This window comes from Streptomyces sp. NPDC001920 (assembly GCF_053594495.1).
The window spans coordinates 219,343-242,970 of sequence record NZ_JBSFEP010000014.1 but is presented as its reverse complement, the minus strand read 5'-3'; the positions used below and the strand labels follow the sequence as shown (position 1 = coordinate 242,970).

Annotated in this window: 20 protein-coding genes and 1 riboswitch; of the genes, 11 read left to right on the top strand and 9 right to left on the bottom strand. The window is 72.3% G+C overall.

Features of this window, described 5'->3' with window-relative positions:
- Window positions 1-58 precede the first annotated feature (58 nt).
- The 4 genes from ACWCPI_RS25065 to ACWCPI_RS25050 are packed head-to-tail and all read right to left on the bottom strand — an operon-like array spanning window position 59 to window position 5,094.
- Window positions 59-994: a S66 peptidase family protein gene (locus ACWCPI_RS25065; RefSeq protein ID WP_451040218.1), complete on the bottom strand. Its 936-nt coding sequence runs from the start codon at window positions 992-994 to the stop codon at window positions 59-61.
- Window positions 991-2,955: a prolyl oligopeptidase family serine peptidase gene (locus ACWCPI_RS25060; protein ID WP_451040217.1), complete on the bottom strand. Its 1,965-nt coding sequence runs from the start codon at window positions 2,953-2,955 to the stop codon at window positions 991-993. Before ACWCPI_RS25060 ends, ACWCPI_RS25065 begins: the two co-directional genes overlap by 4 nt.
- Window positions 2,956-2,960: 5 nt before the next feature.
- Window positions 2,961-4,268, bottom strand: a complete 1,308-nt coding sequence (locus tag ACWCPI_RS25055) for a M20/M25/M40 family metallo-hydrolase (RefSeq protein WP_451040216.1) — start codon at window positions 4,266-4,268, stop codon at window positions 2,961-2,963.
- Window positions 4,261-5,094 carry a M55 family metallopeptidase gene (locus ACWCPI_RS25050; protein ID WP_451040215.1) on the bottom strand — a complete coding sequence of 278 codons (834 nt, stop codon included), beginning with the start codon at window positions 5,092-5,094 and terminating at the stop codon, window positions 4,261-4,263. Before ACWCPI_RS25050 ends, ACWCPI_RS25055 begins: the two co-directional genes overlap by 8 nt.
- 100 nt (window positions 5,095-5,194) lie before the next feature.
- Window positions 5,195-5,380, top strand: a riboswitch (cobalamin riboswitch).
- Between the two features lie 30 nt (window positions 5,381-5,410).
- Between ACWCPI_RS25050 and ACWCPI_RS25045 the strand changes: the two genes are divergently transcribed.
- The 6 genes from ACWCPI_RS25045 (at window position 5,411) to ACWCPI_RS25020 (ending at window position 10,139) form a co-directional block, all read left to right on the top strand.
- Window positions 5,411-6,112, top strand: a complete 702-nt coding sequence (locus ACWCPI_RS25045) for an energy-coupling factor ABC transporter permease (RefSeq protein WP_451040214.1) — start codon at window positions 5,411-5,413, stop codon at window positions 6,110-6,112.
- Window positions 6,109-6,489 (top strand): energy-coupling factor ABC transporter substrate-binding protein, encoded by a 381-nt coding sequence (locus ACWCPI_RS25040; protein WP_451040213.1) that lies wholly within the window; start codon window positions 6,109-6,111, stop codon window positions 6,487-6,489. The genes ACWCPI_RS25045 and ACWCPI_RS25040 overlap by 4 nt, the downstream gene beginning before the upstream one ends.
- Before the next feature lie 6 nt (window positions 6,490-6,495).
- Window positions 6,496-7,245 carry a cobalt ECF transporter T component CbiQ gene (cbiQ, locus tag ACWCPI_RS25035; protein ID WP_451040212.1) on the top strand — a complete coding sequence of 250 codons (750 nt, stop codon included), beginning with the start codon at window positions 6,496-6,498 and terminating at the stop codon, window positions 7,243-7,245.
- Window positions 7,242-8,108 carry an ATP-binding cassette domain-containing protein gene (locus ACWCPI_RS25030; RefSeq protein WP_451040211.1) on the top strand — a complete coding sequence of 289 codons (867 nt, stop codon included), beginning with the start codon at window positions 7,242-7,244 and terminating at the stop codon, window positions 8,106-8,108. Before cbiQ ends, ACWCPI_RS25030 begins: the two co-directional genes overlap by 4 nt.
- Window positions 8,109-8,220: 112 nt before the next feature.
- The gene (locus ACWCPI_RS25025; RefSeq protein WP_451040210.1) at window positions 8,221-9,720 is read left to right on the top strand and encodes an APC family permease; all 1,500 of its coding nucleotides are present in this window, start codon (window positions 8,221-8,223) and stop codon (window positions 9,718-9,720) included.
- Window positions 9,721-9,722: 2 nt separating this feature from the next.
- A complete protein-coding gene (locus ACWCPI_RS25020) occupies window positions 9,723-10,139 on the top strand; it encodes a universal stress protein (protein ID WP_451040209.1) in 417 nt (138 codons plus the stop codon).
- A 102-nt stretch (window positions 10,140-10,241) separates the two neighbouring features.
- Here ACWCPI_RS25020 and ACWCPI_RS25015 read toward each other — a convergent pair whose 3' ends face one another.
- The 4 genes from ACWCPI_RS25015 to ACWCPI_RS25000 form a co-directional block, all read right to left on the bottom strand.
- Window positions 10,242-10,967, bottom strand: a complete 726-nt coding sequence (locus tag ACWCPI_RS25015; protein WP_451040208.1) for a class I SAM-dependent methyltransferase — start codon at window positions 10,965-10,967, stop codon at window positions 10,242-10,244.
- A gap of 156 nt (window positions 10,968-11,123) precedes the next feature.
- Complete coding sequence (locus ACWCPI_RS25010; RefSeq protein ID WP_451040207.1) at window positions 11,124-13,559, bottom strand: SpoIIE family protein phosphatase; 2,436 nt, start codon at window positions 13,557-13,559, stop codon at window positions 11,124-11,126.
- Window positions 13,560-13,737: 178 nt separating this feature from the next.
- Entirely contained in the window at window positions 13,738-16,125 is a 2,388-nt protein-coding gene (locus ACWCPI_RS25005) for an MFS transporter (protein ID WP_451040206.1), read from the bottom strand.
- A 174-nt stretch (window positions 16,126-16,299) separates the two neighbouring features.
- Complete coding sequence (locus tag ACWCPI_RS25000) at window positions 16,300-16,743, bottom strand: SRPBCC family protein (RefSeq protein WP_451040205.1); 444 nt, start codon at window positions 16,741-16,743, stop codon at window positions 16,300-16,302.
- Between the two features lie 191 nt (window positions 16,744-16,934).
- Here ACWCPI_RS25000 and ACWCPI_RS24995 point away from each other — a divergent pair, with 191 nt between their 5' ends.
- From ACWCPI_RS24995 to ACWCPI_RS24980, 4 genes are all read left to right on the top strand, one after another.
- Complete coding sequence (locus tag ACWCPI_RS24995) at window positions 16,935-17,984, top strand: Rv2578c family radical SAM protein (protein ID WP_451040204.1); 1,050 nt, start codon at window positions 16,935-16,937, stop codon at window positions 17,982-17,984.
- A 135-nt stretch (window positions 17,985-18,119) separates the two neighbouring features.
- Window positions 18,120-19,697, top strand: coding sequence for an alpha/beta hydrolase (locus ACWCPI_RS24990; protein WP_451040203.1), 1,578 nt, complete (start codon window positions 18,120-18,122; stop codon window positions 19,695-19,697).
- 61 nt (window positions 19,698-19,758) lie between these two features.
- Window positions 19,759-20,157 (top strand): RidA family protein, encoded by a 399-nt coding sequence (locus ACWCPI_RS24985; RefSeq protein WP_451040202.1) that lies wholly within the window; start codon window positions 19,759-19,761, stop codon window positions 20,155-20,157.
- Between the two features lie 39 nt (window positions 20,158-20,196).
- On the top strand, window positions 20,197-20,730 hold the full coding sequence (locus ACWCPI_RS24980; protein WP_451040201.1) for an N-acetyltransferase family protein: 534 nt from the start codon (window positions 20,197-20,199) through the stop codon (window positions 20,728-20,730).
- Window positions 20,731-20,762: 32 nt separating this feature from the next.
- Here the strand turns inward: ACWCPI_RS24980 and ACWCPI_RS24975 are convergent, their stop codons facing one another.
- Complete coding sequence (locus ACWCPI_RS24975; RefSeq protein WP_451040200.1) at window positions 20,763-21,338, bottom strand: adenylosuccinate lyase; 576 nt, start codon at window positions 21,336-21,338, stop codon at window positions 20,763-20,765.
- A 399-nt stretch (window positions 21,339-21,737) separates the two neighbouring features.
- Here ACWCPI_RS24975 and ACWCPI_RS24970 point away from each other — a divergent pair, with 399 nt between their 5' ends.
- Window positions 21,738-23,543 (top strand): 3-hydroxyacyl-CoA dehydrogenase family protein, encoded by a 1,806-nt coding sequence (locus tag ACWCPI_RS24970; protein ID WP_451040199.1) that lies wholly within the window; start codon window positions 21,738-21,740, stop codon window positions 23,541-23,543.
- Window positions 23,544-23,628: the final 85 nt, after the last annotated feature.

Sequence of the window (23,628 nt, the reverse complement as noted above, 5' to 3'; positions counted from 1 at the left end):
TCAGAGCGGGTCAATCGGCGGGGCGGGGATTTCTTGACGGCTATTCAGCGCAGGCGGCTCAGCGCAGTGCCGGTTCGTCGAGCGTCAACGTTCCCGCGTCGGCGTCCAGTTCGGCGCTCACCCCGAAGGGTATGGTCAGCGCACCCTCGCCGTGCCCGAACCCGAACTCCTCCGCGACGGGCACACCGAGGCCGCCGAGCCGGTCCAGGAGCAACGCCCGCACCCGCTCGTACGGCTCGCACTCCTGCCAGGAGCCGAGCAGCACCCCGCGCACGCCGTCGAACAGGCCGGTGCGCAGGAGTTGGGTCAGATAGCGGTCCAGCCGGTACGTCTCCTCCCCCACGTCCTCCAGGCACAGCAGCCCGCCGCGCGCGGAGGTCCGGGCGTGCGGGGTGCCGGCCTCCGCGGCGAGCAGGCACAGGCAGCCGCCGAGCGTGACCCCCCGCGCCCGGCCCGGAACGAGGGGCGAGCCGGTGGAGGTGATCGTGCGCACCGACTCCGGTTCGAACAGCGTGGCCTTCAGATGCTCCTGCGCCCGCGCGTTCTTCAGGAAGTCGGTGCCCGCCGCCATCGGCCCGTGGAGGGTGGCCAGGCCCAGCCGGGTGGCGAACGCCTCGTGCAGCACGGTGATGTCGCTGAAGCCGACGAACACCTTGGGTCCTGCGGCGCGCATCGCGTCCCAGTCCAGCAGGTCGGTCATCCGCTGCGCCCCGTATCCGCCCCGGGCGCACAGCACGGCGTCGACCGACGGATCGCACCAGGCACGCTGCAGATCGGCGGCCCGGTCGGCGTCCGTGCCCGCCAGGTAGGCGAAGTCGGTGTGCCGGTCCAGCACATGGGGGGCCACCACCGGGTCGAGGTCCCAGCCGCGCAGCACGTCGAGCCCGGCCTGCAGCCGCTCCTCGGGGACGGGCCCGCTGGGGGCCACGACCGCCACGCGGGCGCCGGGGGCGAGCCGGCGTGGCCGGACGAGGGGGCGTACGGCCGGGGTCACCGGGTGAGCTCCAGGTTCGGGACGCCGGGCGGGTTCAGGCCGAACACCTGGGCGTACAGGGAGAGTTCCGACTCCAGGACGCGGATCGTCGTCTCCGCCCGCCGGAATCCGTGGCCCTCCCCCTCGAAGGCGAGATAGGCGTGCGGCACCCGGCGCCCCTCCAGGCGGGCCAGGAACCGCTCGCACTGGGCGGGCGGGCAGATCACGTCGTCCAGGCCCTGGAGCAGCAGGAAGGGCACGGTGAGGCGGTCGGCGTGGGCGGCGGGCGAGCGCTCGGCGTATCTGGCCGGCACCTCGGCGAGCGGGCCCACGAGGGTTTCCAGGTAGTGGGACTCGAAGTCGTGGGTCTCACCCGTGCCCCAGCCGGCCAGGTCGAGGATCGGGTAGAGGATCGTGCCGCAGGCGTAGACGTCGGTCGTGGTGAGGGACGCGGCCGCCGTCCAGCCGCCCGCGCTGCCGCCGCGGATGGCGAGCCGGGCGCGGTCGGCGGTGCCCTCGTCGGCGAGGGCGAGCGCCACGGCCGCGCAGTCCTCGACGTCGACCACGCCCCACTGCTCGCGCAGCCGGTTGCGGTACGCGCGGCCGTAGCCGGTGGAGCCGCCGTAGTCGACCTCGGCGACGCCGATGCCGCGCGAGGTGAAGTAGGCGATGGTCAGGTCGAGCACGAGGGGCGCCCGGTCGGTGGGGCCGCCGTGCGCCCGGACGACGTACGGCGGCGGGGTGTCCGCGGGGGCCACGCAGGTGGGGTTGTGCGGCGGGTAGATGTGGGCGTGGATCTCGTCCCCGCCGGGGCCGGTGAAGGTGCGGATCTGCGGCTCGGGATAGTAGGCGGGGTCCACGGCGTCGTCGTGCTCGGCCCCGATCACCCGGGATCTGCCGGTGCAGGTGTCGAGTTCGACCACCTCGTAGGCGCTGCGCGGACTGGCACCGACGGCGATCACGCGTTCTCCGTGCGCCGCGAGCGTCGGCGCGATCTCGGTCCACGGCCCGGCCGCGTCGACGATCTCGCCGGTGTCCGGATCGAGGATCCCGAGGGCCGTCGAGCCACGGCCGTGCACGACCGCGACGAGTCCGTCCGCCAGCGGGGCGAACCAGCGCAGACCGAGTTTCCACAGCGCCCCGCCGAACTCCTCCTCGCGCGGGCACAGGGGCGCCCCGTCGCGGTAGAGGTTCCACCAGCCGCTGCGGTCGCTGACGTACAGCAGGCGGCCGTCGTGCGACCAGTCGACCTGGGCGATCGACTCCTGCGGGCCCCCGGCGACGGTCCGCGGGCCGTCGAGGGTGCCGTCGGCCCCGACGTCGGCGACCAGCAGCTCCGTGCCGTCCCAGGGCATGCGCGGATGGTCCCAGGCCAGCCATGCCGCGCGCCGCCCGTCGGGCGAGATCCGGGGGCCGGTGACGAACCGGTGCCGGTCGTCGGTGAGTTCCCGTACGGCACCGCGGTCGTCGGCGGCCGAGCCGTCCAGGGGTACGGCGGCCAGGACGCGCCGCACATCTGCGGGCCCCTCCCCCGTGAACTCCTCCAGTACGCACCACACCTCACCGTCGTCGAGCCGCAACAGCGGCTCCGCCCAGCGCAGTCCACCGCCCACCGCGGACACGGGGGTGAGCGGACGCGGGTCGCCGCCCTCCTCGTACCGGTAGAGCCGCTGGTCGGCGAAGTCGGCGAAGACGACGAGCGGCCGGCCCTCGACCATCGCGCCCGCCCAGGGCTGCCCGCCGTACTCGACGACCCGGCTGCGCACGTTCCACGGGGCGGGCAGGACCGACTCCTCACGGCCGTCGGTCCGGCGCCGTACCAGGGTCCGCCGGCCGCCCTCCGTCGGGCGCGGCTCGGTCCACCACGCCTCGTCCCCCACGAAACCCACGTACTCGGGACGACCGTCGTGCGCGGCGGCCAAGGCCGCGTCGATGGGCGAGGGCCAGGAACCGTAGGCCAGTGTCCGCACTGTCTCCCCCACCCCGCCTAGGCCGTCCGCAGGAAACGGTCGAGCACCCGGACGCCGAAGTGCAGCGCCTCCACGGGCACCCGCTCGTCGACGCCGTGGAACATGGCCCCGTAGTCGTACCCCTCCGGCAGCTTCAGCGGGGAGAAGCCGTATCCCGTGATGCCGAGCCGCGAGAACTGCTTGGCGTCCGTGCCCCCGGACATGCAGTACGGCACCACGTGCCCCTCGGGCGCGAACTCCTCGACGGCGGCGCGCATCCGGGCGTAGGTCGGTGAGTCGACCGGCGCCTGCAGGGCGACGACCTCGCGATGGAGGTACTCCCAGTCCACGTCGGGTCCGGTGAGGCGGTCGAGGGTCTCGTCGAACTCCTCCTCCCCGCCGGGCAGACAGCGCCCGTCGATGTGGGCGACGGCCTGCCCGGGGATCACGTTCACCTTGTAACCCGCCTCCAGCATGGTGGGGTTGGCGCTGTTGCGGACGGTCGGCTCGACGAGCCTGGCCGCGGGGCCGAGCTTCTTCAGCAGGCCGTCCACATCGTCCAGATCGGCGTCGAGGCCGTACAGCGCGGCGAGTTCGGTGAGACAGGCCCGGACCGTCGGGGTCAGCCGCGGCGGCCACTCGTGCTCGCCGATCCGGGTGACGGCCGCGGCGAGGCGGGTCACCGCGTTGTCCCGGTTGGGCAGGGAGCCGTGCGCGGCCCGTCCGCGGGCCGTGAGCCTGAGCCAGGCGGTGCCGCGTTCGCCCGCCGCGATCGGGTAGATCTGCCGCCCTCCGCCGTCGTGGAAGGTGAACGCGCCGGACTCGCTGACGCCCTCCGTGCAGCCCTCGAACAGCCCGGCGTGCCGGTCGGCGAGGAACCCGGCGCCGTCCTCGGCGCTGGCCTCCTCGTCGGCGGTGAAAGCGATCACGACGTCGCGTCGCGGCCGGACGCCCTGCCGGACCCAGGCCCGCACGACGGCCAGGATCATCGCGTCCATGTTCTTCATGTCGACGGCACCCCGGCCCCAGACGACCCCGTCGCGGATCTCCCCGGAGAACGGGTGCACGCTCCAGTCGGCGGCCTGCGCGGGCACCACGTCCAGATGACCGTGCAGGAGCAGCGCGTCGGCCGACGGGTCGCTGCCCTCGAAGCGGGCCACGACGTTCGTACGGCCCGCGGTCCGCTCCAGCAGCGCCGGCTCCAGGCCCGCCTCGGCCAGCCGGGCCGCGGCGTACTCGGCGGCGGGGCGCTCGCGGCAGTCCCCGCCGCCGCGGTTGGTGGTGTCGATCCTGATGAGGTCGGAGGTGAACGTCACGACCTCGTCCAGTGCCAGCTGGTCAGCCATACTGCTCCTCCACCGCCGCCGAGGCGATCGTGGTCACTGCCTTGAAGGTACGGATTCCCGCGTACATGTGCTCGCTCGTGTACGCCACCTTCCGCTCCCCGGTCCGTTCCACACCCGGGACGACGGTGACGGCCATCGCCAGGTGCTCGGCGTCGAACTCGACGGCGACCGTGAACGGCCCCGCGTGCACCGGTTCCTGACGGACCGCCAGCGAGGCGGCCTCCTTGGCCGCGGCGCGGATGCCGGCGGCCGTCCTGGCCGGCGTACGGCACACCGCCGCGTACCGCGAGACATGGTCCTTGACGGCGACCTTCAGCGCCCCGGGCGCGTACCCGAGCGCGTCCTCGCAGGCCACGTCGTCGCCCGTGACGAGCACGACGGGAACGCCGTACTCGGCGGCGACGTGCGCGTTCAGCAGCCCCTCGCTCGCGCGGACGCCGTTCAGCCACACCCCTGTGATCTGGTTCGCGAGGTAGGTGTGGGCGAGGACACCCTCCATCCCGGCGCCCGCGTGGTAGCCGACGAAGGCGATCCCGTCCACGTCGCCGTGCTGGACGCCCTCGACCATGGAGAGTTCCTTGTGCCGGCCGGTGAGCATCTCCGCCCGCTCGTCGAGCCGTTCCAGCAGCAGGTTGCGCATGGACCAGTGCGCCTCGTTGATGACGACGGCGTCGGCGCCCCCGTCGAAGAATCCCCGCACGGCGGCGTCGACGTCCGAGGTGAACATCCCGCGGCACCGCTCCCACTGAGGCGTCCCCGGCAGCACGTCCCCCGGCCAGGTCACGCCGGTGGCGCCCTCCATGTCGGCGCTGATGAGGATCTTCATGTTCCGTCACGTTACGCGCCGAGGGGGAAACCCGCCATGAAGCGGGCGAACGCCACTTTCACGCCCCCGGGGCCCGCTTGTCAGCCACCCGGTGCGGGCACTACTGTCACCACGCCTTGGTGAACGGGAAATCCGGTGTGATGCCGGTGCGGCCCTCGCCACTGTGAATCGGGAAGTCCGGCTCCAGCCCTCACGGGCAGCCACTGGGTCCCTCGGGACCCGGGAAGGCGGAGCACGGGCGGTGGTACCCGTCAGCCAGGAGACCGGCCAAGGCACGTCAACCATCCACGAGGTGCTGGAGAGGGTCTGCTGAGCCATGCACATAGCCGAGGGTTTCCTGCCTCCGGCGCACGCGGTCGCCTGGGGCGTAGCGTCGGCGCCGTTCGTCGTCCACGGAGTCCGTTCACTCACCCGTGAGGTCAGGGAGCATCCCGAGAGCACCCTGCTCCTCGGCGCCTCCGGAGCCTTCACCTTCGTCCTGTCCGCGCTCAAGCTGCCGTCGGTGACCGGGAGCTGCTCCCATCCCACCGGCACGGGGCTGGGCGCCATCCTGTTCCGGCCCCCGATCATGGCGGTCCTGGGCACGATCACCCTGCTCTTCCAGGCCCTGCTGCTCGCGCACGGCGGTCTGACCACGCTCGGCGCGAACGTCTTCTCGATGGCGATCGCCGGGCCGTGGGCCGGGTACGCCGTCTACAAGCTGCTGCGGCGTTTCGACGTGCCGCTGATGGTCGCCGTCTTCTTCGGCGCGTTCGTCGCCGACCTGTCCACCTACTGCGTCACCAGCGTCCAGCTGGCGCTCGCCTTCCCCGACCCGGGCAGCGGATTCCTGGGCGCGCTCGGCAAGTTCGGTTCCATCTTCGCCGTCACGCAGATCCCCCTCGCGGTGAGCGAGGGTCTGCTCACGGTGCTCGTCATGCGGCTGCTGGTGCAGTCCAGCAAGGGCGAACTCACCCGGCTGGGCGTGCTCCTCGCCAAGAAGCAGTCCCGGACCGAGACGGAGGCGGCGGCCCGATGAGCAAGAACACCAGGATCAACCTCGTGCTGCTGCTCGTGGTGGCCGCGCTCGCCGTGCTGCCGCTGGTGCTCGGCCTCGGCGACCACAAGGAGGAGCCGTTCACGGGGGCCGACGGTGAGGCCGAGTCGGCGATCACCGAGATCGAGCCGGACTACGAGCCCTGGTTCTCCCCCCTGTACGAACCGCCGTCCGGTGAGATCGAGTCGGCGCTGTTCTCCCTGCAGGCGGCGCTCGGCGCCGGAGTGCTCGCCTACTACTTCGGTCTGCACCGGGGGCGGCGGCAGGGTGAGCAGCGGGCGCTGGAGCGGGAACGGGACCGGGAGACCGGGAGCGTCCCGAGCGGCACCGCCGGGAAGCCGTCGCCCGAAGGGGACTGAGCCCGCGTGCTGCCGATCGACGCGGCGGCGCACAGCAGTCGCTGGCGCCGCCGCCACCCCGTGGACAAGGCCGTGCTCGGGCTGGGTCTCACCGCGCTCGCGATCTCGTTGCCGCCCTGGCCGGGCGCGGCCCTGGTGCTGGTCACCGCCCTCGTGGTGCTGCTGGGTCCCGCGGGGGTGCCGGGGCGCCGGCTGTGGCGGGCGTACCGGGTGCCGCTGGGCTTCTGCGTGACCGGCGCGGTGACCCTGCTCGTCCAGGTCGGCGGACCGGGCGGCTTCGTGTCCCTCGCCGACGGCGGTCCGCTGCGCGCCGGGGAACTGCTGCTGCGCACCTCGGCGGCCTCCCTCGGGGTGCTGCTGTTCGCCTTCACCACCCCGATGTCCGATCTGCTGCCCCGGCTGGTGAAGGCGGGGGTGCCCGCGCCGGTGGTCGACGTGGCCCTGGTGACGTACCGCATGAGCTTCCTGCTCCTGGACTCGGTGCGCCGGATCCGGGAGGCCCAGGCGGCCCGGCTCGGGCACATGAGCCGAGCCGCGGAGTGGCGTTCGCTGGCCGGGCTCGGCGCCGTCGCCTTCGTGCGCGCCTTCGACCGTGCCACCCGGCTCCAGGCAGGGCTCGCCGGGCGCGGGTACGACGGCACCCTGCGCGTCCTGGTGCCCGAGGCCCGGGTCTCCGTCCGTTTCACGGCCTGGAGTTGCGTGCTGCTCGCAGCGCTGGCCGCCCTCACCCTCGTACTGGAGAAGGCCCTGCCATGAGCGAGCCCACCGCCCTGGTCGCCCTGCGGGGCGCGTCCTACGCCTATGAGGACGGCCCCCTCGTCCTCGACGGCCTCGACTTCGACGTGCACGAGGGGCGCGCGCTGGCGCTGCTCGGGCGCAACGGCACCGGCAAGACCACGCTGATGCGGCTGCTCAGCGGCGGGCTGCGCCCGCACGAGGGCCGCTTGACGGTGGAGGGTTCCCCGGTCACGTACGACCGCAAGGGGCTGACCCGGCTGCGGACGACCGTCCAGCTGGTGGTGCAGGACCCCGACGACCAGCTCTTCGCGGCGTCCGTCGCCCAGGACGTCTCCTTCGGCCCGCTGAACCTCGGCCTCACCGACGCCGAGGTACGGGCGCGGGTCGACGAGGCGCTCACCGCCCTGGACATCACCGCGCTGGCCGACCGCCCCACGCACCTGCTGTCGTACGGGCAGCGCAAGCGCACCGCCATCGCGGGCGCGGTGGCGATGCGGCCGCGGGTGCTGATCCTGGACGAGCCGACCGCCGGCCTCGATCCCGACGGCCAGGAACGCCTGCTGGCCACCCTCGACGGGCTGCGCGCGGGCGGCACCACGGTGGTGATGGCCACCCACGACGTCGACCTCGCCCTGCGGTGGGCGGACGACGCGGCGCTCCTGACGCCGTCCGGTGTACGCACCGGCCCCGCGCCCGCGATGCTGGCCCGCACCGACCTCCTCCAGCAGGCGGGCCTGCGGTTGCCCTGGGGTATCGCGGCCACCCAGGTGCTCCGCACGCACGGCCTGCTGGACGAGGCGGCGCCCGGCCCGCGCAGTCCCGCCGACCTGGCCGTCATGGCTCGGGCCCAGACCCCGCCCGCGGTTCCCGCCGACGGCTGACGTTCCCGTACGAGCGCACTCGGGTGATACACCCCGCGCTGGTAAGTCCAAGACGCGCTGGCCCCCGTGCCTCCCGGTTTCATGTGGTCGTACACGACCGAAGCGAGGGAGCATGGCCGAAGGCGGCGCGGACACCCGGCCCCCGAGGGGTTTGAAGGCCGACGCGATCGGGTTCCTCGACGCACTCGTCATCGGTCTCAACGCCACCTCGCCCGCGTACTCGCTGGCCGCGGCCATCGGCCCGGTCGTGGCGCTGGTGGGCGTCCACGCGCCGGGCGTCATGCTCGCGTCGTTCGTGCCCATGCTGCTGATCGCGTCCGCGTTCTACTACCTCAACAAGGTCGACCAGGACTGCGGGACCACCTTCTCCTGGGTCACCCGGGCGATGGGCCCGTGGGCGGGATGGCTCGGCGGCTGGGCCATCACCATGACCGGGGTCCTGGTGGTCGGCTCGCTGGCCGACGTCGCGGTGACCTTCGCCCTGCTCGCCGTCGGCCTCGACGGCTGGGTCGAGAACGATGTCGCGCGCGAGGCGCTCACGGTGCTGCTCATCCTGGTGATGACGGCCGTGTGCGTGATCGGCACCGAGGTCTCGGCCAGGGTGCAGAACGTGCTCATCCTCGCGCAGGTCGGCTGCCTGCTGGCGTTCGCCGTGGTGGCGATCTACCGCGTCTACGCCGGAACCGGCACGCTCGACTCCGTCGACCCGTCGATCAGCTGGCTGGATCCCTTCGGCGCCGGGGGCGCGGAGCTGACGGCGGGTCTGCTGCTGGGCGTGTTCATCTACTGGGGCTGGGAGTCGGCGGTCAACCTCACCGAGGAGACCGAGAACCCCGCCACCGCGCCCGGCAGGGCGGCCGTGTGGTCGACGGTGATCCTGCTGGTGACCTACGTGGCGGTCGCCGTCGCGGTCGTGGCCTACGCGGGGCCCGCGTACCTGGCGGAGAACGCCGAGGAGGAGGAGTTCATCTTCGCCCTGCTCGCCGAGGAGGCGATGGGGGCCTTGGACTGGGTGGTACTGCTGGCCGTGTCGACCTCCGGGCTGGCGTCGACGCAGACGACGATCATCCCGGCGTCACGCACCGCCCTGTCCATGGCGCGCCGGCGCGCCCTGCCGGCGCACTTCGGTCACATCCACGCACGGTTCCGCACCCCGGACGTGAGCACCTGGTGGGTGGCCGGCATCGCGATCGCCTGGTATCTCGCCGTCCGCCGGATCAGTGAGAACGCCCTCTTCGACTCGCTGACCGCGCTGTCGCTGCTGATCGCGTTCTACTACGCGCTGACGGGTGTCGCCTGCGCGGTCTACCACCGCCGTCATCTCACCGAGAGCCTGCGCCACTTCGTCCTCATCGGCCTCGGCCCCGTGGTCGGTGCCGGGCTGCTGGTCTGGCTGCTGGCCGAGTCGATCAGTGACATGTCCGATCCCGCCAACTCCTACAGCGGTGTCTCGTGGTTCGGGCTCGGCCCCCCGCTGGTCATCGGCATCGGCATCACCCTCACCGGGGTGATCCTCATGCTGGTGCGGCGTGTGACGGCGCCCGCCTTCTGGTCCGAACGCCCCGAGGTGGCCGACCCCGCACTGGTCCACGGCGACACGAAGGAGGGCTGAGGATGTCGATCGTTCTCGGCTACGACGAGTCCCCCGGCGCGGTGCGCGCCCTGCATGTCGCCATCGAGGTGTCGGCGGCGTTCGGCGAGCCGCTCGTGCTGGTCTACGGCGCCGCCGCACCGGGCGCGCTCGGCGAGGAGTACTCCGCCCACCGCGACGCCCTTCACGAGGCCGGTCGGGCCGCGCTCGCGCACGCCGTCGCGGTGGCCGACGAGGCCGGTGTGCCGACCAGGATCGAGGTGGTCGACCGGAAACCGGCGGAGGCGCTGCTGGACGCCGCGGCCCGGCACGCGGCCAGGTGCATCGTGGTCGGCAGCTGGGGGGAGAGCCCGCTGCGGGGGGCCCTGCTGGGATCGACCCCGCACAAGCTGCTGCACCTGTCCCGCACGCCGGTACTCTGCGTGCCCACCGAGTCCTGAGGCCACGCCCCGGGCTCAGCCGCGCACGTCGTCCGTGCGGAGTCACGACGAGGTGAACTCCGGCGCGCGCCGCGCCGGAGGGCGACGGCCGGCCGTGCCCGGTCAGGCGGTCCGGCCCGCCACCACCCACCTCGACGGCAGCTCGATCCGGGTGCCGTCGGGCCGGTACTCGGTGGTGACCAGCGGCATCTCGCCGCTCGCGAGCACGGTCAGCCCGGCCGCCCGCAGATACTCGGGTATCGCGGCGTCGGCCACCTCCCCCGGGGCGATGCCGTGCCGGAAGACCGGCGCGAGTTTGGCGGGCGGTCCGGCGGGGCTCTGGGCGAGGCCCGTCAGGACCGGCTTCGCGGACTCGGAGAGCTCGACGAGGAAGGCACGGCCGCGCTCGCCGACCAGCGTGGCGATCCCGTCCGTCATGGGCTGCCGGTCCTCCGGCTCGGCCTGGTGCAGGACGCCCCGCATGTAGACGTTGGCGTCCCCGAGTTCGGCGTGCAGCGTCTCGGCCTCGGTCTTGTCCACTGCGTCGAACAGGCGGTACGTCGCCTGTCCCGCGGGGTCGCAGGTGCGCGCATGCCCGAGTGCCGCGTCGGCCAGGTCGACGCCGAGGACGCGGGGGAAGCGGTCGGCGAGGAACCGGGTCTGGGTGCCGTTGCCGCAGCCCAGGTCCACCATCGGCAGGCCGGGATCGGTCAGGTGCGTCTCGAACAGTGCCAGGTGGCGGCCGACGGTCAGGGCCGGCTCCGCGTCCCAGAACACCGCCCCCTGTTCGTCCGGGGCCTCACTCCAAAAGCCCTCCCAGGCCTCGCGGTACCGACTCGTCACGCTCATGACCGACTCCCCAGGGTGCGATGCCGACCCGCCCTGAACGTGCGGGCGAGTACGGTCTATCGCGGCCGGGTGACGGCTACAAGCCGGTGACGCACACCTTCACTCCGTATTCGCGACCCGGCACGCCGTCGTACGCCCTCGGCGGGCGTTACGTGATCAGCGTCGCGGGAGCGCGAGTTCGAACCACACGGTCTTGCCGCCGCCGGTCCGGGTGGTGCCCCACTCGCGGGCCAGTGTGCTCACCACGCGCAGCCCTCGCCCGGCCTCGTCGTGGGGCCCCGCGCTGAGGAGGGTCGGCAGATCGTGGTCGTCGTCGTCGACCTCGCACAGCAGGGTGTCGCCGCGCACGAGGCGCAGTACGACCGGGCGGCTGTGGGAGTGCCGCAGGGCGTTGGTGACCAGCTCGCTGACCATCAGCTCCGCGCTGTCGGCCGGCGTCGGCAGGCCCCAGGAGTGCAGCTGCTCGCGGACCACGGCTCGGGCCCTCCCGACCTCCACGGGATCGAGGGAGAGCCGCCATTCGGCGACGTCCTGCGGTGCGATGCCGTTGAGACGGGCCATCAGCAGGGCCACGTCGTCCTTGCGGCCGCCTCGTGTGTTGAGGGCACGGATGATGGTGTCGCAGGCGTCGTCCATGGAAGCGGCCGGGTGGGCGGCGGACTCGCACAGGGTGGCGAGGCCGACACCGATGTCCTCACCGCGCACCTCGACCAGTCCGTCGGTGCACATGACGATCCGGTCCCCGGGTGCCACGCGCACGCGTACCGTCTCGAAGGGCACCCCGCCGACGCCGACCGGCGCGCCCGTGGGCAGGTCGAGCAGCTCGCTGCGGCCGTCGTCGGCGCGGACCAGGACGGGCGGGATGTGTCCGGCGTTGGCGAGGTGCAGCTCGCTCGCGATGGGGTCGTACACGGCGTACAGACAGGTCGCGAGGTAGGTCTCGCCGAGGCGCTGGGCGAGGTCGTCGAGGTTGCGGAGCAGCTGGGCGGGCGGCAGGTCGAGGGCGGCCATGGTCTGCACGGCCGTACGCAACTGGCCCATCATGGCTGCCGAGTTGAGGCCGTGCCCCATGACGTCGCCGACGACGAGGGCGGTGCGGGCGCCGGGCAGCTTCACGGAGTCGAACCAGTCGCCGCCGACCCGGCCGAGGAGGGTGCCGGGCAGATAGCGGGTGGCGATGTCGCAGCCCGCCCTGCGCGAGGGGATGTGCGGCAGCATGCTGTCCTGGAGGGTCTCGGCGACCGCCTCCTGGTAGGTGTACATGCGCGCGTTGTCCAGCACGAGGCCCGCGCGGGCGGCTAGTTCGGCGCCGGTGACCCGGTCCATGTCGTTGAACTCGGCCCGCTCCGGGTGACGCAGCAGGATCATGAAGCCGAGCACCACGTTGCGGGCTTTGAGCGGTACGACCAGCATCGAGCGGCCCGTGATCAGCGGCCGGATGTCGCGTTTGTCGAACTGCGAGGCGATGGCGTGGCCCATCTGCTCGCTGATGCGCGGCACGAGGACGGGTTCGCCGGTGGTCATGCACTGGAAGAAGGGTGTGTGCGCCGGGAACGGCATGGCCTCGCCGACCGGTACGACGTCGTCCCAGCGGCCGGGTTCGTCGGTGTGCTCGACGGCGACGCGGTGCCACATGGTGGTCGTGTCGGGCACGCCGTCGGGGAATCCCTCGCCGGCGACGACCTGTTCGCGCAGGTAGGTGCCGGCGACGTCGGTGAAGCGGGGCACGACGGCCTTGCTGACCTCGACGATGGTCTGCGCCAGGTCGAGGGAGGTGCCGATGCGGCCGCTGACCTCGTTGAGGAACTCCAGGCGTTCGCGTACGGCGACGTACTCGAGGTCTTCGCCGTCGTCGGCGTACTCCTGTGGTAATGGCACGCCTTCGGCGGCGGCCCGTGCGGCGCGCTCGCGCCGGGCTCTGCGCTCCACGCGCCGGGGAACACCCCAGTCGGGCGTGACGGGAACCCGGTCGCTCTGGCTGAACTCCAGGACCGGATAGCCCAGTTCGAGGATCTGCCCGACGATGCGGGCGCCCTCCTCGACGCTCATGCTGGGCAGGATCTCGGGGAGCTTGCGCGCGAGTTCCTCGGCGCCCGGGAAGTCGGTGTGCAGGGCGAAGCCGGGCGCGACGCGTTCGAAGGCGGTGTGGTCCTCGGGCGTGTCCCGCTGGAGCCTGCCGACGTCGGCGCCGAGCACGAGCAGCCGCTCCGGGCCGGGCCCCACCAGCGGGTAGGCCCACCACAGGACGTCGACGCGATCGTGCTCGGGCACGGTGAGCCGGGCGCGGCCCGCGGCCGGGTAGTACAGCCGTCCGTCCAGGGACGTTTCGAGGTCGTGGCCGAGTCCGTCGTAGGCGGAGTAAGCCCTGTACGGCGTGCCGTCGTCCTCGTCCGGCAGCGCTCCGGAGACGGGCAGCAGGTCGACGGCCGGGCGTCCGATCGCCTCTTCCTTCGCGGCGCCGAACAGGCGTCGTGCGCCGGAACTCCAGTGGGAGACGAGGCCTTCGCGGTCCACCACGACCACGGCCAGCGGGATACGGCCGGTCGCGGCGTGTTCTGTCACCGCGCCGTCCCTCTCGGTGCCACGGTTCATGCCCCAGGCCCTCTCTCCCCACGGCTCCGCAAGATCTGTGCCGCCTACTCCACCGTACGGCTCCGGACGGGAACGATGTGCGGCAATAAGGGAATTGACGTGGCGCCGCGGCGCCGGCGTGCGCGACTGCGGGGCCGGCCGCGTCCCCGCAGGACAGCGGCCCGCACCGGTGTGCGCCTCAGTCCTCGTGCCCGAGCTGAAGATCGCGTTCCGTGCGGCCTCCTCCGGCGACCTGGAGCACGGAGGCGACCGGCGGGTAACCCGTGGCGATGACCGTGTACTCGCCCGAGGGCAGGTCGACGAACCGGAACGTGCCGTCGGGGCCGGTGGTGAGGGTGTCCATGACGGTGCCGACGGCGTCGAGAAGGGTCACCCGCGCGTCCTCGACGGGCCGGCCGCCACCCGCCCGCACGGTGCCGCGCAGGACGGCGCCACCGGCGAGTTCGATGTCCCGGCGGGTCTCGCGGGCCGCCTGGACGGTGACGGGGACGGCGGCCGGGCGGTAGGCGGCCGAGCTGGCCGCGAGGGTGTACTCGCCGGCGACCAGGTCGGTGATGACGTAGCCGCCCTCGCGGTCGCTGCGGGTCGTGGCGACGACTTCCCCCTGGACGTCGGTGAGCGTGACGGTGGCGTCCACGGGCGTGCCGTCGGGGGTGAGCACCCGCCCGGCGAGGCCTCCGGCGCCGCCGAGGACGACGTCCACCTCGACGGGAGACCGACCGACGGTCACGGAGACGGCCTGCGGCTGGTGGCCGCCCGCCGCGGCGATCATGACGTACGTCCCCTCGCCCGGCGTCGTCAGGGCGAACCGCCCGTCCTCACCGCTCGCGCCGCGCCCGACCTGCTGCCCGGTGACGTCGATGAGCGTGAGCGCCGCGCGCGAGACGGCGGTTCCGTCCGGGTGTTGCACCGTGCCGAGGACGGGGACTCCGGCCCAGCGCGGAGAACGGGCCGGGGGGACCGGGGTGTGCACGGGCGCGGGTTCCGTCTCGGGGGCCGGGGCGTCGTGGGACGCCAGGGGCTTCTCCTTGAGGAAGCACGCGATGAGCAGACCGAGGACGAGCACCGGCACCAGGTAGAGGAAGATCCTCGGCATGGCCTCGGCGTACGCCTGGACGTAGGCGTCCCGCAGATGCGGGGGCATGGCGTGGACCAGCTGCGGGGTGATGGCCTGCGGGTCCGGCAGTTCGGGGGCCCCGCGCACGGGCAGGCGTTCGGCCAGGGCGTCGGCGAGCCGGTCGGCGAGGAGAGTGCCGAAGATCGCGGCGCCGACGCTGCCGCCGATCTGCCGGAAGTAGTTGTTGGCGCTGGTGGCGGTGGAGAGGTCGGCGGGGCGCACGGAGTTCTGCACGGCGAGGATCAGGACCGGCATCACCATGCCGATCCCGGCGCCGAGGACGGCCATCCAGATGCTGTAGTGCAGCCGGGGTGTGTCGGCGTCGAGGCGGGAGAGCAGCCACATGCCGACGACGCAGAGCGCACTGCCGAGCACGGGGTGGAGCTTGTAGCGGCCGGTGCGGCTGATGAGCTGGCCGGAGATGATCGAGGCGCCCACGATGCCACCCATCATCGGCAGCATGAGCAGGCCGGACTCGGTGGCCGTGGCCCCGTCGGCCATCTGCAGGAAGGTCGGCAGGTAGCCGGCCGCGCCGAACAGGGCGACACCGATCACGAGGCCGACCAGGCCGGTGACGTTGAAGACGGAGTCCCTGAACAGCCTGAGCGGGATGAGGGGTTCGGGGGCGAAGCGCTCGACGACCAGGAAGAGGACGGTGGCCACGGCCGCGCCCGCACCGAGGCCGAGGATGACACGGGAGTCCCAGGTGTACTCGGTGCCGCCCCAACTGGTCAGCAGGACCAGGCAGGTGGAGGCGGCGGCGAGCAGCAGGGAGCCGAGGATGTCGAGCCGGGCCCTGGCCCTGGGCCGGGGCAGCTTCAGGGCGACGGCGACGACGGCCAGGGTGACGAGGCCGAAGGGGACGTTGATGTAGAAGCACCAGCGCCAGGAGAGGTGGTCGGTGAAGTAACCGCCCAGCAGGGGTCCGGCCACCGAGGCGAGGCCGAACGCGGCGCCGATCAGGCCCATATGGCGGCCGCGTTCCCGGGCGGGGACGATGTCCGCGATGATCGTCTGCACACCGATCAGGAGGCCGCCGGCGCCGATGCCCTGGACGGCTCGGTAGGCGATCAGCTGGTCCATGGTCTCGGCCCGCCCGGCGAGTGCGGAGCCGACGACGAAGACGACGATCGCGAACTGGAAGACGCCCTTGCGTCCGACCAGATCGCCGAGCTTGCCGTAGACGGGCAACCCGACGGTGGCGGTGAGCAGATAGGCGGTGATGACCCAGGACATCCGTTCCAGGCCGTGCAGTTCGCCGACGATCTTCGGCAGCGCGGTGGCGACGATCATCTGCTCCAGCGCCGCGAGCAGCAGCGCGAGCATCAGCGCGAAGAAGACCAACCGCACGCGGGCGGGGCTGAGTTCGGGGCCGTGAGCGTCATGCGGAGCGGGAGCGTCCGGGGGTGCCGCGGCCGGTTCATCCTTCACCAGAGTGATCCCGCCCACGTACCGCTCCCCTCGTCGCGCTGCTGCACAATTCCCGCGTAAGCGACAACTACGAGCAAGCGCGACGAGTTACGGCACCTCGCCGGGCGAGAGGAAGATCCACTCGATCCGGTGAGGCGGTGGAGAGCTGCTGCCCGGGAGCGGGCCCGGCAACGACCCGCGACGGGACGGGAGTTACTTCTCGACCTCGGTGGCGAGCTTGGCGAGCAGCGCGTCGTAGATCCGCCCGAGGCCCTTCGGCGCGAAGGTCTTCTCGAAGAAGCCGCCGATACCGCCGGCGCCCTGCCAGGTGCTGGTGACGACGACCCGGGCCTTGCCCTCACCGGCCGGGGTGACCCGCCAGGTGGTGACCATCGAGGAGTTGCGGTCCTTCTCGACGAGCTCGCCGTCGGTGGGCTCGCTGACCTCCAGAAGGCAGTCGCGGACGCGCTTGCTGGTGGCCTGGAGCTTCCAGTGGACGAGGGTGCCCTCGCCGTCGCCGCCCTCGCGCACCTCGTACTCGCTGAAGTGCTCGGGCAGGATCTTCCGCCGGGTGCCGCTGTAGTCGGCGAGGGCGTCGAACACCTTCTCCGCGTCCGCCGCGACGACCCGCTCCGTAGTGGCCTCGACCTGCGCCATTGACTTCCTCCAGGACCAGAGTTCTCGGGGTTGGGGCAAGCCAACCACCCCGCTCCCGGACCACCCAAATCGGGGTCCCCGTCAGCACACGGAAGCGATCGCACAGTGATCGAAAACAGACCTGGGAGATAGACCGCACGATCAAGGGAACATGTGTTCTATTCTGTGCCCAGTGCTACCGAGGAGGCACCATGCGCTGGGAGAACCTCACCCTGGAGTCCGACCACAGCCGGGCCGACGCTGCCCTGTTCGGCGCGGACGCCGTGGTCACCCGTACCTTCGACACTCCCGAGTTCGCCGGGATCACGTTCCACGAGATCCGGGCCCGCTCGATCATCAACCGGGTGCCGGGCGCCTCGCGCATGCCCTTCGAGTGGACGGTGAACCCCTATCGCGGCTGCTCGCACGCGTGCGTGTACTGCTTCGCCCGCAAGACCCACAGCTATCTCGACCTCGACACGGGCCTCGGCTTCGACTCCCAGATCGTGGTCAAGGTGAACGCGCCGGAGCTGCTGCGCCGCCAGCTGTCATCGCGGCGCTGGCAGGGCGAGCACATAGCCATGGGCACGAACGTCGACTGCTACCAGCGCGCGGAGGGCCGCTACCGTCTGATGCCGGGCATCCTCGCCGCCCTGCGCGACCACGCCAACCCCTACTCGATCCTGACCAAGGGCACGCTGATCCTGCGCGACCTGGAACTGCTCAAGCAGTCCGCGGAGGTGACCGACGTCGGCGTCTCCGTGTCGGTCGGCTTCACCGATCCACAGCTGTGGCGCACCGTGGAGCCGGGCACGCCCGCGCCCGAGCGGCGCCTGGACGTCGTACGGACCCTGACCGAGCACGGTCTGGGGTGCGGTGTGCTGATGGCGCCGGTGATCCCGTTCCTGAGCGACCACCCGGCGCAGTTGCGCGCCACCGTGCGCGCGATCGCCGCCTCCGGCGCCACCTCCGTCACCCCGCTGGTACTGCATCTGCGGCCCGGGGCCCGCGAGTGGTTCATGGCCTGGCTCGGCCGTGAGCACCCCCATCTGGTGCGCAGGTACGAACGGCTGTACACGGACGGGGCCTACGCGCCGAAGTGGTACCAGCGCCGGATCACCCGTCAGGTGCACGACCTGGCACGCGAGTACGGCATCGGCCCCACGCGCGCGGGGATGTCCCGGCGGATCCGCGAGCCCGAGCCGGAGCCGGAGCCGGCCGAGCACACGCGGTCCGAACCCACCCAGCTGTCGCTCATCTGAGGGCGGAGGAGCGGATCTCCCTACCCGATCGGGTCAAGTCTCACCGGAACCGGTTCCCCCTGGCGCCCGTTCCGGGACGAATACGGCGAGGGCCGTGGCACGCGCGGTCCGAGACCTGCGTCCTGGAAGGACCCCATGGGAAAACGCGCAGCCGTGTTGTGCGCCGCCGCCGTCGTCCTGACCACAGCCGTGACGGCCGTCCCCGCCGGGGCGAACGCCCCGTACGGCCCGGGAGCCGCTCACGCCGCGGCGCTCACCTGGAAGAAGTGCGGCACCAAGGACTACCCGACGCTCCAGTGCGCGTCCTTGAAGGTGCCGCTCGACCACACCCGTCCGCGGGGACGGCAGATCACGCTCGCCCTGACCCGCGTCCCGCACACCGCGAAGAAGTTCCAGGGGCCCCTGCTGGTCAACCCCGGCGGCCCCGGCGGCAGCGGGCGGCGGCTCGCCGGATACGTCGCCTCCGCGCTGCCCAGGGCGGTGGCGGCGCAGTACGACGTCATCGGCTTCGACCCGCGCGGCGTCGGCCGCAGCAAGCCCGCCCTCGACTGCCGACCCGGCCACTTCGACGCGGTCCGACCGGACTCCGTGCCGAGGACTTCGCGGATCGAGCGGGCCAACCTCGCGCGCGCCAGATCCTTCGCGCGGGCCTGCGGCGAGAAGTACGCGGATGTGCTGCCGTACATCGACACGGTCAGCGCCGTACGGGACATGGACCGGATCCGCGCGGCACTCGGCGCGAGGCGGATCAACTACTTCGGGTACTCCTACGGCACCTACCTCGGCGCGGTCTACGCCAAGCTCTTCCCGCAGCGGGTGCGGCGCGCGGTCCTGGACTCGGTCGTCGATCCGACCGGTGTCTGGCACGAGGCCAACCTCGCTCAGGACCTCGCCTTCGACGACCGCCACCGCGCGTTCATGGCGTGGGTCGCCAAGTACGACACCACGTACCGGCTGGGCAGCGATCCGGCGGTGGTCGAGGCCAAGTGGTACGCCATGCGCAGGGCGCTGGCCAGGAAGCCGGCAGAGGGGAAGGTGGGCGCCGCGGAGCTGGAGGACACCTACCTGCCCGGCGGCTACTACAACGGCTACTGGCCCTATCTCGCCGAGGTGTTCGCGGCGTACGTGAACGACAAGGACACCGACCCGCTGATCGAGGCGTACGAGAAGTTCGGCGCGGCCGACGCCTCGGACGACAACGGCTACAGCGTCTACGCCTCGGTGCAGTGCCGTGACGCCGCCTGGCCGCGCGGATGGGGGCGTTGGCGGGCGGACAACTGGGAGATGTACGCGAAGGCGCCGTTCATGACCTGGAACAACGCCTGGTACAACGCGCCGTGCGCGTTCTGGCCGACCAGCCCGCTCCGGTCGGTGGAGATCGACAACACCGAGGTGCCGCCGATGCTGCTGTTCCAGGCGACCGACGACGCGGCCACCCCGTACGAGGGCGCCGTGACGGTGCACCGCAAGCTCGCCGGGTCCAGCCTGGTGATCGAGCGGGGCGGCGGCAACCACGCCGTCACGCTGGGCGGGAACCGGTGCCTGGACAAGCACCTCGCGGCCTACCTCGCCGACGGCACCGTGCCACGCGGCAGGGGCGCGTTCGACGCGGTGTGCGCGGCGCTGCCCGACCCCGAGCCGCTGCGCTCCAAGGTGGCCTCGATCTCGCCGCGCGGCGCCGAACTGCACGAACTGCTCGGCTTCCGCCACTGAGCCGGCCTCGCCCGACCGTCCGTCGGGGGCGTTGTCAGACCCATGGTCCACCATGGGACGCATGAGTGAGCTGACGAGGATCCCCGCCCCCGACGGAGTCGCGCCCGCCGCCCAGTACACGCATGTCGTGCTCGGCGCCGGCCGTTTCATCGCCGTCTCCGGCCAACTCGCCCTGGACGAGGAAGGCGAACTCGTCGGCGAAGGCGACCCGGCGGCCCAGGCCCACCAGGTCTTCGAGAACCTGAGGCGCTGTCTGGCCGCGGCCGGCGCGTCCTTCGACCACGTGGTGAAACTCACCTATTTCGTCACGGACATGGCGCACATGCCCGCCATTCGCGCGGCCCGCGCCGCGCACATACCCGAGGACCGTCTGCCGGCGGCGTCGGCGGTGCAGGTCGCCGGGCTGGTGCGGCCGGAATTCCTGATGGAGGTCGAGGCGTTCGCGGTGGTGCCCGGGTAATCGGAGGCGGCCGGGACGTTCGGTGCCTACGGTGCCGTCATGGACGAGGAACACACACGGATCCGCCCCATGACCCCGGCCGACTGCCACCGTGTCGCCGAGATCCGCGTCGGCGGCTGGCGAAGCGCCTACCGGGGCCTGGTGCCGCAGTCGTACGTGGACTCCCTCGACGTGGCCCAGGACGCCGAGTTCCGCCGCGCCTGTCTCGCGCGATCCGACGGCAGCGTGCTGGACCTGGTCGCCGAGCGCGCCGGTGAGATCGCGGGATGGGCCTGCCACGGTCCGTACCGGGACCGTGAAACGCGCACGCCGGACGCCGAGTTGTACGCCCTTTACGTGGATCCCGGGCGGTTCGGCACCGGCATCGGCCGGGCCCTGCTCCAGGAGTCGGTGCGCCGGTGCACGGCCGCCGGACATCCCCGTATGTTCCTGTGGGTCCTGGAAGCCAACGCCCGCGCCCGTCGCTTCTACGAGCGGGCGGGCTTTCGGGCGGACGGTGCGCGGGAGCACTTCGAAGTGGACGGCGTGGAGGTGCCGGAGGTGCGGTACGCGCGGGCACTGGGAGCGCGCTGAAGGGCCGCTCGGCAGCACCGGGCGGCCGTTCTTCAGCGCTGACGAGGGATCCGCGCCAGCGCCTGCACCGCCGCCTCCGCCAGGGCCGGGTGGGCGAGCGCCTCGTTCAGGACCCGTCTGGCGCGGGTGTCGCCGAGGCTGCCGAGCCCCTCCACGCAGGCGAGGGCGACACGGCGGTACGGGTCGTGCGGGCGCAGCCTTCGCTCCAGGGTGGTGATCAGGGCCGGCACGGACTCGGGGGCGCGCAGCCGGACCAGCAGCCGGACGGGGTGCAGGGCGTAGGCGACCCGCAGTTCGTTGGTGGCCAGGGCGGCCGCGGCACGGGCGGTGCGCGGGTCGCCGAGGCGGGCCAGGGCGTGGGCGGCGGAGGCGCAGCGCTGGGGGTCGCGGTGGTTCAGGAGCAGGACGAGGGACTCGAAGGCCCGGCGGTCCCCGGCGAGGCCCAACCGGAACGCGGCCAGCTCCCTGGCCCACAGCGGCTGTCCCGGCGCGGTGAGCACGTCGGCCAGTTCGTCGGCGTCCTCGGTCGCCGTGAGGCGGTCGTACGCGGCCGACGCCCCGGACTCCTGCCGTAAGCGCTCCGTGAGTGATCGCAACTCTTCGTCCATGAAGGCGAGGGTAGAGGGGGCGACCGGAGAGCGGGACCTACATCACAAACTCGGGGGCTGGCGCGCTCGTTACCCACTGGTTAAGCTCAGACGAGCGAGTTACCCACTCGCGAACCCCTCGTGGCGGCCTGGTGACGCAGTCGCCGCGAGAAGCAGTCGGTTCGGTACATCGAGTACCGCAGTACGACTCGGCCTCGGGACAGGGCCGGTCGGTCATCACCGCTCCTCGGACGTGTGCACGTCCGCAGCGACGGCACCGGGCGTGTGCGCTCGCAGCCCGGCAACACCCGCACTCCTTTCGCACCCGGTGCGCCCATGGTTCGGCTTCGACTTCGGTCGGGCCCCCTTCGGCGCACCCGGCGCACTTCCAGTCGTCACCCTCATTCCTGGAGTCCCGCGATGGCCACTCCCCTGTCCGACACCCCTCTGTCCCCGCTCAAGACGGTCGCCGTCGTCGGCCTCGGCACGATGGGCACCGGCATCGCCGAGGTCCTCGCCAAGGCCGGCCGCGACGTCGTCGGCATCGACATCAGCGACGCCGCGGCCGCGACGTCCGTCGCCGCCCTGGAGGCCTCGACCGCCCGTGCCGTGGAGCGCGGCAAGCTGACCGAGCAGGAGCGCGCGGACGCCCTCGCCCGGGTCCGCACCTCCACCGACCTGCGGGCCGCGGCGGACGCGGACCTGGTCATCGAGGTGGCTCCGGAGTCGTACGAGATCAAGCAGCAGATCTTCCGCGAGCTGGACGGGATCGTGCGCCCCGAGACCATCCTGGCGACCGGCACCAACGCCCTGTCCGTGACGCGCCTGGCCGCTGACTCCGCCCGCCCCGAGCGGGTGCTGGGCCTGCACTTCTTCAACCCGGCGCCCGCGATGCGGCTGGTCGAGGTCGTCTCCAGCGTGCTGACCGCGCCGCAGGCCGTCGCCGCGGTCACCAACCTCGCCCTCGACCTCGGCAAGGAACCGGTCGCGGTCGGTGACCGGCCCGGGTTCGTCGCCGACGGACTGCTCTTCGGCTACCTCAACCAGGCCGCCGCGATGTACGAGGCGAAGTACGCCTCCCGTGAGGACATCGACGCCGCGATGCGGCTGGGCTGCGGGCTGCCGATGGGCCCGCTCGCCCTGCTCGACCTGATCGGCATCGACACCGCGCGCACCGTCCTGGACGCCATGTACGCCGAGTCCCACGACCGGCTGCACGCCCCCGCCCCGATCCTCAAGCAGCTCAGCGAGGCCGGCCTGACGGGCCGTAAGTCGGGCCGTGGCTTCTACACGTACGAGGCTCCCGGCAGCGCCACCGTCGTGCGGGACGCGCTGACGCCCCTGGAGGGCGCCGCCCTCACTCCCGGCCGTACGGTGCGTTCCGTCGGCGTCGCCGGTTCCGGCACCATGGCGTCCGGCATCGTGGAGGTCTTCGCGAAGGCCGGCTACCAGGTCGTGATCGCCGCGCGCAGCGAGGAGAAGGCGCAGGCCGCGAAGGCCCGTATCGGCAAGTCGCTCTCCCGCTCCGTCGACAAGGGGCGGATGACCGCCGAGGCCGCCGCGCAGACCCTGGACCGGATCACCGCGGCCGGTTCGTACGACGCGTTCGCCGACGTCGACCTCGCCGTCGAGGCGGTCGCCGAGGACCTGGAGATCAAGCAGCAGCTGTTCGCGACGCTGGACAAGGTCTGCAAGCCGGGCGCGGTGCTGGCCACCACCACCTCGTCGCTGCCCGTCGTCGCCTGCGCCCGTGCCACCTCGCGTCCGCAGGACGTGATCGGCATGCACTTCTTCAACCCGGCGCCGGCGATGAAGCTGGTCGAGGTCGTCCGTACGGTGCTGACCGCCGACGACGTCCACGCGACGGTCCGCGAGGTCTGCGGCCAGATCAAGAAGCACGCGGTCGACTGCGGTGACCGGGCCGGATTCATCGTCAACGCGCTGCTGTTCCCGTACCTGAACAACGCGATCAAGATGGTGCAGGAGCACTACGCCTCACTCGACGACATCGACGCGGCGATGAAGCTGGGCGGCGGTTACCCGATGGGCCCGTTCGAGCTGCTGGACGTCGTCGGACTGGATGTCTCCCTCGCCATCGAGAAGGTCCTGCACCGGGAGTTCCGCGACCCCGGTCTCGCCCCGGCACCGCTCCTGGAGCACCTGGTGGCCGCGGGCTGCCTCGGCCGCAAGACCGGCCGTGGCTTCCGCGAATATGCCCGGCGCTGAGCGACCCGGGGACCGGTTCGCGGGCGGTCAGGAGTGGGGCGGGCTGCTGGACCCCGGCAGCCCGCCCGCGGCCCCGCGGCGCGGC

Coding starts and splice junctions, on each gene's coding strand:
- ACWCPI_RS25055 (WP_451040216.1), bottom strand. CDS start 4,268: ATGGCTGACCAGCTGGCACTGGACGAGGTCGTGACGTTCACCTCCGAC.
- ACWCPI_RS25050 (WP_451040215.1), bottom strand. CDS start 5,094: ATGAAGATCCTCATCAGCGCCGACATGGAGGGCGCCACCGGCGTGACC.
- ACWCPI_RS25045 (WP_451040214.1), top strand. CDS start 5,411: ATGCACATAGCCGAGGGTTTCCTGCCTCCGGCGCACGCGGTCGCCTGG.
- ACWCPI_RS25040 (WP_451040213.1), top strand. CDS start 6,109: ATGAGCAAGAACACCAGGATCAACCTCGTGCTGCTGCTCGTGGTGGCC.
- ACWCPI_RS25030 (WP_451040211.1), top strand. CDS start 7,242: ATGAGCGAGCCCACCGCCCTGGTCGCCCTGCGGGGCGCGTCCTACGCC.
- ACWCPI_RS25025 (WP_451040210.1), top strand. CDS start 8,221: ATGGCCGAAGGCGGCGCGGACACCCGGCCCCCGAGGGGTTTGAAGGCC.
- ACWCPI_RS25020 (WP_451040209.1), top strand. CDS start 9,723: ATGTCGATCGTTCTCGGCTACGACGAGTCCCCCGGCGCGGTGCGCGCC.
- ACWCPI_RS25015 (WP_451040208.1), bottom strand. CDS start 10,967: ATGAGCGTGACGAGTCGGTACCGCGAGGCCTGGGAGGGCTTTTGGAGT.
- ACWCPI_RS25010 (WP_451040207.1), bottom strand. CDS start 13,559: ATGAACCGTGGCACCGAGAGGGACGGCGCGGTGACAGAACACGCCGCG.
- ACWCPI_RS25000 (WP_451040205.1), bottom strand. CDS start 16,743: ATGGCGCAGGTCGAGGCCACTACGGAGCGGGTCGTCGCGGCGGACGCG.
- ACWCPI_RS24995 (WP_451040204.1), top strand. CDS start 16,935: ATGCGCTGGGAGAACCTCACCCTGGAGTCCGACCACAGCCGGGCCGAC.
- ACWCPI_RS24990 (WP_451040203.1), top strand. CDS start 18,120: ATGGGAAAACGCGCAGCCGTGTTGTGCGCCGCCGCCGTCGTCCTGACC.
- ACWCPI_RS24985 (WP_451040202.1), top strand. CDS start 19,759: ATGAGTGAGCTGACGAGGATCCCCGCCCCCGACGGAGTCGCGCCCGCC.
- ACWCPI_RS24980 (WP_451040201.1), top strand. CDS start 20,197: ATGGACGAGGAACACACACGGATCCGCCCCATGACCCCGGCCGACTGC.
- ACWCPI_RS24975 (WP_451040200.1), bottom strand. CDS start 21,338: ATGGACGAAGAGTTGCGATCACTCACGGAGCGCTTACGGCAGGAGTCC.
- ACWCPI_RS24970 (WP_451040199.1), top strand. CDS start 21,738: ATGGCCACTCCCCTGTCCGACACCCCTCTGTCCCCGCTCAAGACGGTC.